We start from the raw sequence: 9418 nt of genomic DNA, 5'->3' as shown, positions 1-9418 counted from the left end.
TTAAGCGAATTGCCGTATTGGCCCGAAGCGCTGTCGCCGCACCACCAACTGTGCCCCGGGCTGTAAAAACTGGTGTCCGTAACGTGCCACTGTGACTCGGCCGTATACTTGGAAATGACCGAAAGGCTTTCTACGTCGTCATAAAACCCGGTTTGGCCGATGGCCACTTGAAAACTGTCGGCTGTGCTGTATATACCTCCCAAAGCCGTAATGTCCAGCCGGACCCAGGCATAATAGGGAATCGCCGGCGGCGTTCCAGCCATAATGTAGTAAGCCGGCTGGGAGGGGGACGAAGAATCGGGGGTCAGGTCGCCGTATGATGCACTGTTTCCGGTAACCGTGATGTAAGAATCGCTGCTGGAAAGCAAAGCCATGGTATTTATTGCAGTCTGCCTGCCTTTGTTAAGCAACACTACCTTTAAGCTTTCGCTTTGACCCGGTAATATTGACCCTCTGATGTTTGATGCAGTATCTAAAAAATAATACGAATCATGGATTAGCTGGGGTGCGCCTGCCGAAAGCTTAAAGGGAATAAGCCATACGGAGTCGGCATCCCTAGCAACCAAAGTAAAGGGCAGCTCCGTTTTATTGGTACAGGCCGCCGCAACGGTCAGGTTGAAGCTGCGCGATACGGAATCACCCGGGGCCACCGACGGCAACGAGCAGGTTGAATCGTTTAATGTTATAATCGGACTGTTCGTCCTTAAAGTACAGGCCAGGCTACCATTAGTAGCAAGCAGTCCGTAATTTTTAAGCCATACTACAAGGGGCGCCGATTCGCCGGGATTAAACATGCCATCGCCGTTGCCTGCGGCATCGTCTACCAGACTCTTTAAATACCCCATATAGGCCTGGCTGGAATATGCCTGAATTCTTCCCTGGTAAGGCGAGCAGTTGTGGGCGGTAACGGTTATTGCCAAGCTGTCGGGAATGCCAGGATTTATATCAAGTATTGCATTGCCTGAAACATCTGTATAGCCCGAGGCCAACAGGATTTTAGATGAAGGCTGGTAAATAGCCACCAAGGCGTCTTTTAAAGGGCCGCCTGTATCCACAGTGACGGTAATTTGGCTGGGGCCCGCCGGTACAGTATCCGGATGAGTAACAGTTACGGTCAATGGCTGCTGGGTGTACATATCCACCCCGGCATTGCCCAGGATGTTGTATTCCTCAAAATAACGGGTAACCGTGACGCTGGGGCCGCTGTTCCAGTTGTAAAAGCGGCCAAAATCCAGCTTGGCTTTCACCGTCATTCCGCCGATCAGGGCATAACCGCTGTCCAGAAAAGCGTCGAACAACCGGCGCTGCAGTATATCGTCCTCATCCCAGTATGAGTTAACCGATGAACCCCAGAAGGCTATGGCGCCCTTGCCGGCGGCCCTGATCCAGGTTTCGCCGAAACACTCGGAATAATTGAAATCCCCGGTCAAGCAGGCGAAGCTGGTAACGAAAGTTGATTTATAGGCATTGGTCAGGGCGTTGACATCAGCCTGAGAAAAAGCGGGCCCGCCCCAAAGCGTGATATTCCCATGCCCGGTGTAGGCCATCACCGTCCGGCCGTCGTTGAAAGCAGTGGCCACCGGGGTGCCGGTGCCGTAATAGGCGTAAAGCGAATCGCAGGTCATGCCGTGGGCCCGGGACAGGGCCATACAATAGCCGCTGGTGGACTCGGCAAGGCTGTGATATAGTGGGGGATTGGTATTATCATCCGAAGCGGTAAAATACGCCTTCTGCATCCAATCCTGGGTGGCGCCCCAGGCTCCTCTCTGATAATTGAGATATTTGGCGACATAGTATCCCAGTTGCGTGGTGTTGTCCACCGAGATCCGGCTGACATATAGGTCGGGCACAATATCGCTGCCGGCCATGGTGGAGTAGTAAAGATCGGTGTAGGGTTGGTCCATTTCGGTGCTGCGGTGGGCCGGAATGCCGTTGATGTCGCCCACCAATAGAACGAGATCCGGCGGGTTGGTTCCGTTGTACTGGGCCAGGATATACTGACGGATGCTGGCGGTGTCAACCCCGCCGGGTATCTCCGAGGTCCTGGTGACCGTCACATAATATCCCTTGCGGGTATCCCAGTCCGCCAAGGATTGGATGCCGCTGTAGAGCGAGTCCACCACTATCACCAGTTCGTTCACCGGGGCCGGGGGAACGACTTTGGAAACCTTGTCTATCGTCAGAGCATTGATGGCGATGCCGGCGGTATGCCGGTCGTATAATTTCGAGGTATATTTTTGGCGGACGCTGTTAGTGCGGGCCTGGTCCGAACCGGATAGGTTAATAGTAACTTTGACCCTGGTGGCTATCTTCAGCATCCCGCTTACCGGATTGTATGAAACCGGCCAAAAACTTACCAGCGCCGCCCGTTTGGCCCGCATGGTTACCGGCTGGGAAAGCACGACCTTGGGCAGGCCGAAATATTCGTCTTTTGAATAAATGTCATCATCAATAACAAACGGTATTTTATCGGCGGCTCCGGCGATCTTGGGAACCGGGTGTTGCACCGGAACGATCTTCTGGTCCAAGCCCAGTTCCTTCAGGCTCACTTCCCTGCTTTCGAGTATCTGAAATTCCGCCGTGGCTGTAGCCCCCTGGGGAATTTCCAGCCATTCGGAAATCACCGGAAGTTTGGGCTGGCCGATGCCGGTATTGCAGCCATAACCGGGAATGGTCAGCAGGCAGAAATCCCCGCCCTTGGTCTTTACCTGGCTTTTTTCCAGACCGGGGACATTGATCTCAAAAACGACCTGACTGTTGCTGCTTTGCACCAGGCTGACGGTCTTTTGGGCCGGGCCAGCCTGGGTCAGTGACAGCCACTGGGCATTGGCGGTCAAGGATAGTGCCAATATCGCCAAAGCAATAACAGCCGTTTTTATGCCATTGGGTTTCATGTTTTTCTCCATGTTTTATATTATTGAGGAATATTACTGCAAGAATAGTGCCTGATTTGCCTATTTTTCCCGGTTCGACAAATACCCCAAACCCTTTATATTGAACGGGCTATAAAAAGGATAATATGTTAGAATGACTATCCCATTCGTTCAGGAGGGCTGGCTATCAGGGGTGCTTTGGAACTCAACCCCTTGCTCCCCTTCTCTTGAAAAATAAATAAGAGAAGGGGCCGGGGGATGAGTTCAGGTTCCCTAAAGACCTTATAGTTCTTTCCTGAATCAATGGGATAATCATATATGTTAGATTACTTTAAACCCATTTTGGTTGCAATAAAAGCATGCACATTTTACACAATGTGCAAAAATTTATATCTAATTAGTGTAACCCAATTTAGGGCCTTTGTCAAGTGCTGGGCTGACTTCATTTTATGGTCTGGACATCATCCCCAGCTGCTTGCTGGTCAAAAGCCACAAAAGTGCGGCGCAACGGCTATATTTCAAATCGTTGACCTCCAACTTGCACAAGGCTCCCTTCTTAAGCTCTATTTGGGGACTATGGCTGCCGGAGATCAAAAACGAAACCAGCCCGCTTAAAAAAGGCTCGTGCCCGGTTATCAGCACGCTTTTATTTTTCAAATTATGTTCATTGATTTCCGATATCAGCCGCCGGGGATCCCGGCCGGGTTCCAGGTTTTCGGTAATCTGCAGGCCACCCGCACAATCCAACTGCTTGCAGACTATCTCGGCCGTCTGTCTGGCCCGCAAGTATGGACTGGTAAAGACCAAATCAAAAGTGATCCCCATGGCCTTGATGCCCAGCGCCGCCTGATGCATCTTGCGCTTGCCTTCGGCGGTCAGCGGCCTTTGGCTGTCGTCGGGATAGCGGGGGTCGCCGGATTCCCCGGCCAATCCGTGTCGTAAGATATAAAGTTCCATGATGAAACCCCTTCTAAGCTAACCACTGAAACACGGAAGTGATAAAACACGGAATCATATCCATGAATTATTCCGCTTTGGGTGAAATTCTTTCTTGTATTCCGTGGTTCCGTGGTAAAGGTACTACTGCATTGATCTTGCAATATCAGGGCTGCTCCTGGCCGTTCATTTCCAGCGGGCTTAATATGAACCTGACCTTGGAAATCAGGTCCTGGGAGATGGTGTTCGGCGCCCTTCCGGCGTTGATGGACTCGAACCCATACAGCCCCTGCATCTCCCCGAAAATGCTTTGGATCTTCTTGTGGTATTTTATGAAACACTCATAGCGGTCACCGGTGCGCTGGATGTCCATGCCGGATTCCCAGTAGTCCAGCCCGCCCTTGTTCTTGAAATTCCTTTCGGCTAAAAGCTCCGGGCCGGCTTTCAGGTAAAAGACCGCGTCCGGGACTATGGCTATGCCGTAGACCTCGCGTACCCAGGCCGGGTCCACCCCCCGAGCGATGTCCCGGGCCATCAGGGTGTAGATGTAGCGGTCGGCCAGCACTATGAAATCCGACTTCAAGGCCGGGATGATGGTCTTCTCCAGCTGGTCGGCGAAGTCGGTGGCGTAAAAAAGCGAAAGGGTGATGGGGCTGAGGGTGTTGCCCTGCATGGCCTCCTCCAGTTCGGCCCCCACTAATTTTGATCTTTTGAGGCCCACCCGGGCGGTGGCGTAGCCCAGCCGCTCCAGCCAGTCGCTTAAAAGGTTGATCTGGGTGGTGCGCCCGGAACCGTCGGCCCCTTCTATCACGATCAGTTTGCCGTTAAGCTGATCCGGGTCCACCTGGGGCAGTCCCCGGCCGTAGAATCTTTTGGGGATCAGCGCGATGTTTTCCATTTGTATCTCTCCAGATCTATCCGTTCCTGAATGTGGCTCCGCACTTCTTTTTGCAGCTGGTCCGGCGGGCGTCCCACATCTATTTTTATGAAGCCGAACTCATCTGTCATCCGCAGGTATTCCTCCCGCATCTTTCCCTGAAAAGTCTTGAAGCTTATGATAACGTCGGGCGAATACCCCAGATCCATTCCGGCCTCGTAGTGCTTGAGCTTGGGCCGCCCGGACATTATCCGGGCCAGCGCCATGTCCAGCGGCACATCAAAGAAAAAGGTGACCTGGGGGTGGACCGCATAGCTGTACAGGCTTTTGACCCACTCCCGGTCGCAGCCTCGCACCGCATCCCGGGCGAAGGCGGTGAAGATGTAGCGGTCGGCCAGCACGATGTAACCGGCGTGCAGCAGCGGCAGGATCTGGCGCTCGTAGCGGTCGGCGAAATCTGTGCAGTGGATCAGGGCAAAGGTGGTGGGCGTCAGCAGCTGCTCCCGCTTGCCGTTCTTCACCGACTGCCGCAGCAGGGGCGAGGAGTTCCATTCGGTGAAGAACACCTTGTATCCCTCCAATTCTAGCCAGCGTTTGACCAGGTGGATCTGGGTGGACTTGCCCGAGCCGTCCAGTCCCTCCACCGCGATCAGCTTGCCCGGCAGCTCCTGCCCTTCGACGAATTTAGCCGTCATTGCCGTTTCCCGTCTTTAACGATTGCGCTATTTCCATGATCAAACCTTCTTTCAAACCTACCCCGGGAACTTGTATTTCGTCCAGTTTGATGTTTCCGAGCAAGACCAAAAGCAGCAAGGCCGCCGGCAGGGCCACATCCGCCCGGTCCGGTTTCAACCCGAATCTTTCCATCCTCTGCCCGATGTCCAACGGTATCAAAGCATCAATCACTTTTTCCAGCCCGTCCCGGGGCAAAATATTTTTTTTGCCGGAACCCGTTACCTGAACCGCCAGATCTGCCAGCAGTTCCAGGCTTCCTCCGGTGCCGATCAGAAAATCAGTTGGGTGTTGGCGCTGGGCTTCATTCAGCCAGGCCAGGGCATTGCCGGCCAGGGTTGTGACATCAGACAGCGCCTGGGCCTTGTCCGATACTTTGATGTTTTGTAAAAGCCGTATGGCGCCAAGTTCAAAGCTTTGAGATTCGGCAAGAGTGCCATTTATGATAGTGCTCAGTTCCAGGCTGCCGCCGCCCAGATCCCAATGCAGGATGTTTTTGCCGTTTATATCTATCTGGGCGGCCAGCGCCTTGAACGCCAATTCGGCTTCGGCCCGGGGCGAAATTATTTCCGCCTTCAGGCCGGTCTCCCGTTCGATAGTTTGCAGGATCTCGGAACAATTGGCAGCCCGACGCAAGGCTTCGGTGGCCACGGCCCTGACAGCCAGGACTTCTTCTGTTCTTATGATGATCTGATATTTTTTCAGGGCCGCCAGCGCGGAGTTTAAAGCCTCTGTCCCGACCCGTCCAGTGGTAAAGACATCGGCGCCCAGCCGCACCGGCTCCCGGTAGTGTTTGAAATGCTCCGGGACGCCTTCGGCGGAGACTTCAGCCACCGCCATCCTAATGGCGTTGGAGCCTATGTCTATGGCCGCGATCTTGGGCATGGGATATCAGACCTTAAAACTTTCGAACTCATCCCCTCTGTGTCCCCTTCTCTTAGACAAATTCGGACTAACATGATGCAAGAGAAGGGGAAGTGAAGGGGTTGAGTTTAGAACCTCCAACTCTCTTATAGTTCTTTCCTGAATAGATGGGATAATCATAAAAAATCAATAGCCCAGGCCTTATTTATCCGACGAAGTTTTAAACGTAGTCGGAATGCCTGGGCTATTGATCGGCCCTTACTTGTTACGGTTGCCTGAATACACCATGCGGTTACTTGTTTACTCGCCACAGTTGGCAATATACACGCCGCTGATTTCAGAATACACCCTGCGGTTGCTTGTTTACACGCCACGGTTGCCAATATACACGCCGCTTCTGCCAGAATACACCTTGCGGAGGCTTGTTTACTGGCTGCGGTTGCCCTAATACACTGTTTGGCGGCGTTAGTTCTTTAAACCTTCTTCAATTCGATCTTGGAAATGCTCTTAAACTCCGGCGAGCTTGAGCCAAACACGCTCTTGACGTATTTTTTGGCCTTGAGGCCCAAATCCACCGCGCCGGTTCCCTTGGCATACAGCAGATTATCGCGGTTGGCGCGGGCCTTGGCTAAGGCCACCGCCGCCTTGTTGACCGCATCGCCCAGGCCCGGCAGGGTGTCCAGATACGCGTTAAGAGCGGCGACTTTCAAATCCGCTTCGTTGGGCTTGTAGGTCGGGATGCCGCCCAGCAGAGCGACCAATGCCTTGAAGTTGGCAACCCGGTTGTCATAGCTCATCTGCGAGGTTGATTTGCCCTTGGCGGCTTGGGCCGGATCTTCGATCTTGACCTTGCCGCCGCCCCTGATTTTTTTGACCAGGGTCATGGCGTCCTTGTTTTCGCGGTCGCTGGCGACCACGGCCAACGCGTTGCTGACCCGGGTAGCTAATTGGCTCATGCCGTCAAAGGCTTCCTGGCGTTTATTGACGGTGGTTTTATACGGCGCGTCCGCCGTGGCGACGGCCAGCAGGGATGAATCTATGCCGGTGCGGGTGGTTTTAAGTTTGGCCACCGCCAGTTCGGGGACAGTCGGATTGTATTTGGTTCCATAGCCCTCCACAGTGGTAATCAGCAGGCCGAAGTTGGCCGAATTCCTGGCGTGGCCGGATTCGGTTTTGGATACCTTTTGGGTTGCGGGTGCGTCTGCCATGATGGCCTCCTGTTAAGGTTATTGGTTGGCTTCTGAACTCATTCCGCCTCTGGCGGATTGAGTTGGTTATTTCTCCCGGCGGCGGCGTTTATCGCTTTAGAACTACCAGCCGCCGCCGGTTTTGGTTATCGCGCTGAAAGCGCTGAGGTTATCAGCCTGCGGCTGAAGCCCCAGGCTGCGACCCATCGCCCCTTTGGGGCGGTCAGGAAGCGCCTGTCCGCCGCAGGCGGGAAGCGGGGTTGGGTTGCTCAGTTATCTCCGAACTCATCCCCCAACCCCTTCTCTTATTTATTTTTCAAGAGAAGGGGAGAAAGGGGTTGAGTTTTAAAGTTCTCCAGCCACAGGCCAGCACTGAGCTACCAGGCTGAGCCTGGTCGAAGCCCTGCCGAAGTGTTTTCGCTGTCGCAAATTTTTGAATATAGATTCTTAAAGGTTTTCATAAAATATTTTTTCCATAGCCCAGCCGTTCCTCCTACGTTAAAACTACGGCGGATAAATAATGCCTGGGCTATTGATGAAACCTAACCCCTCCCGTAAACCCTCCCCTCGAGGGGAGGGCTGGGTGGGGTTACCGTACCAGCTGTATCCTCTGCGTTTCCTTGGTGTCCTGTTTTACTATTAGATACACCCCGCCTGCGGGCCGTAGCCCTTCGGCGGGCGCAGGCCCGGCGGAAAAAACTTTACTATTGAACTGCCATTGCGTTTGGCCGGAACCGTTGGCCGTTGCGGTTCCCACCCTCTGCCCAGCGATGTTGTAAACCCCGTAAACGCCGGCCTTGCTGAGTTTGATATTCCGTAAATCTCGGGTTGGGTTTGGATATGCCTTGAGTATTTTCATTAATTTCTCAGGAGAAACCCTTGTCCAAACATCTCCGAGGATATTTAATGCTCCATTTGTCTCTACCTCTGTTAAACGATAGCATTTCATACCTAGCTCGTTAGTATCATTAATTGCATTTGTGTCTGTATATACATATTCTTTAGGGGTGTTTGTATTTCCCTCTCCTGAAATTCTTGCTACTTCACGAAATAATTTTCCATTTGGAGAGCTACCAATCAAAAATTCCAATGTATTTGATTGTGATTGTGTCCCTATTCTTATCTCTGCGCCCCTGCCGTTTGGATTTGGGCTTGCGGAGAAACAAGAAAGTTCGACTGCCATTGGACCAGAAGTAATCCATTGTTTAACATTATTTGTTGGCGTTGCATCCCCATATACAGAAGTTGAACATCTTAGGGTGCAACTTCCATCTCCCTTGTAACTTTTCTTGAATGTGATTGTATCATTTTTCCCAGAGTCTAATCTCTTTACAAGTGAATCAGAATAGTTTATACCCGGTCCTGTAATTGTAAGATAAAACCTTGCTGAATCTGGAAAATCATATTGTGTTAATGATGTTCTGTTGTTCTTGACAAACGCCTTTGGAAAAACCGAATCTCCAACAGCAGTTGTTGTGAATAAACTATCAATACTAAAATCTTTTATTGAAACATTCTGTGGGAAATATAAAGTATCTCCGTGAAATGCTCCATTATGAACAGAATTAAATTCATTAACTTTCATTGCATCCCAAAAGGTAGTATCTATTGTGCTTGCTATTTGCGTATACCAAATAGAATCTGGAAATGCTTTTTGTCTGTCTTTTGTGAGAAGGATTCTGAAAGAATCTCCCTGAGCAAATGTTGAGTCTTGTTTTTCAAGGTTAAAAATAAAGTTAGAAAACTGGTATAATGGGTATTGTGAAGTATCTATTTCTGCAATATTCTTTTGATTCGGATTTTTTTTAAGATATACCTGAATTCCGTAGCATAAATATACACTACAGTCCTTTGAGGAGCTGAGGAGATACAGCTTTAAGGATGCGTTCTTGGCGTTTTGTTAATGTGACAATACGGGATAAGGTAAAACCTTTTGACTGATCACGCAA

7 protein-coding genes are annotated in these 9418 nt (G+C 51.5%); all 7 read right to left on the bottom strand.

Annotated elements, in window-relative coordinates:
- Positions 1-2894: hypothetical protein (locus tag HY768_07330; GenBank protein MBI4727020.1), on the bottom strand; the 2894-nt coding region annotated here is incomplete at its 3' end.
- A 426-nt stretch (positions 2895-3320) separates the two neighbouring features.
- Positions 3321-3830: a phosphohistidine phosphatase SixA gene (gene sixA, locus HY768_07325; GenBank protein ID MBI4727019.1), complete on the bottom strand. Its 510-nt coding sequence runs from the start codon at positions 3828-3830 to the stop codon at positions 3321-3323.
- A gap of 145 nt (positions 3831-3975) precedes the next feature.
- The gene (locus HY768_07320) at positions 3976-4707 is read right to left on the bottom strand and encodes a thymidylate kinase (GenBank protein ID MBI4727018.1); all 732 of its coding nucleotides are present in this window, start codon (positions 4705-4707) and stop codon (positions 3976-3978) included.
- Positions 4689-5381 (bottom strand): dTMP kinase, encoded by a 693-nt coding sequence (gene tmk / locus HY768_07315; GenBank protein ID MBI4727017.1) that lies wholly within the window; start codon positions 5379-5381, stop codon positions 4689-4691. The genes HY768_07320 and tmk overlap by 19 nt, the downstream gene beginning before the upstream one ends.
- Positions 5371-6303, bottom strand: a complete 933-nt coding sequence (locus tag HY768_07310; GenBank protein MBI4727016.1) for a hypothetical protein — start codon at positions 6301-6303, stop codon at positions 5371-5373. Before HY768_07310 ends, tmk begins: the two co-directional genes overlap by 11 nt.
- Positions 6304-6755: 452 nt before the next feature.
- Complete coding sequence (locus tag HY768_07305) at positions 6756-7490, bottom strand: hypothetical protein (GenBank protein ID MBI4727015.1); 735 nt, start codon at positions 7488-7490, stop codon at positions 6756-6758.
- Between the two features lie 568 nt (positions 7491-8058).
- On the bottom strand, positions 8059-9054 hold the full coding sequence (locus HY768_07300) for a hypothetical protein (protein ID MBI4727014.1): 996 nt from the start codon (positions 9052-9054) through the stop codon (positions 8059-8061).
- Positions 9055-9418 lie beyond the last annotated feature (364 nt).

The organism is candidate division TA06 bacterium (assembly GCA_016208585.1).
GTDB lineage: Bacteria > Edwardsbacteria > AC1 > AC1 > EtOH8 > UBA5202.
Note: the sequence above shows the minus strand (reverse complement) of the source record. Positions and strands in the feature narration are given on the sequence as shown.